At 66.0% G+C, this 385-nt stretch carries 1 protein-coding gene; it reads right to left on the bottom strand.

Going from position 1 to position 385, the window contains the following annotated elements:
• Window positions 1–81 precede the first annotated feature (81 nt).
• On the bottom strand, window positions 82–385 hold a 304-nt coding region (locus GPA22_RS22545; RefSeq protein WP_211169318.1), incomplete at its 5' end, for a DinB/UmuC family translesion DNA polymerase.

Raw genomic sequence — 385 nt, 5'->3', positions numbered from 1 at the left:
CCTCCACGCCTGCGGAGCGATGGATTGCTTCGTCGCTGCGCTCCTCGCAATGACGGAGTTCGGGTCGCGGTCGAGCCCGAACTATTCCGGCTTTGCCGGCCCATCATAGGCAATGCCCCTGATCACGGCGGCGTTGCCGAACTTCTTGCGCAGATTATCCATCGCGCGTTCGGCGTGTGCCGAGCGACGGTCGAGCATGTCGGAATCGTTGGCCTGCGCGCCCGGGCGCAACGCGCTAACGCCGGCGCCCATCAGGCGGAAGGCGGTGCCGTCGATCTCCCTGGCCAGCATCTCGCGCGTCACCGCAAAGATCTTTGCGGCCAATTGGGTCGGGGTCTGGATCGATTGCGAGCGGGTGCGCTGGCGGAAGTCCGCGGTCTTCAGC

The organism is Aromatoleum toluvorans, from assembly GCF_012910905.1.
Taxonomy (GTDB): domain Bacteria; phylum Pseudomonadota; class Gammaproteobacteria; order Burkholderiales; family Rhodocyclaceae; genus Aromatoleum; species Aromatoleum toluvorans.
Note: the sequence above shows the minus strand (reverse complement) of the source record. Positions and strands in the feature narration are given on the sequence as shown.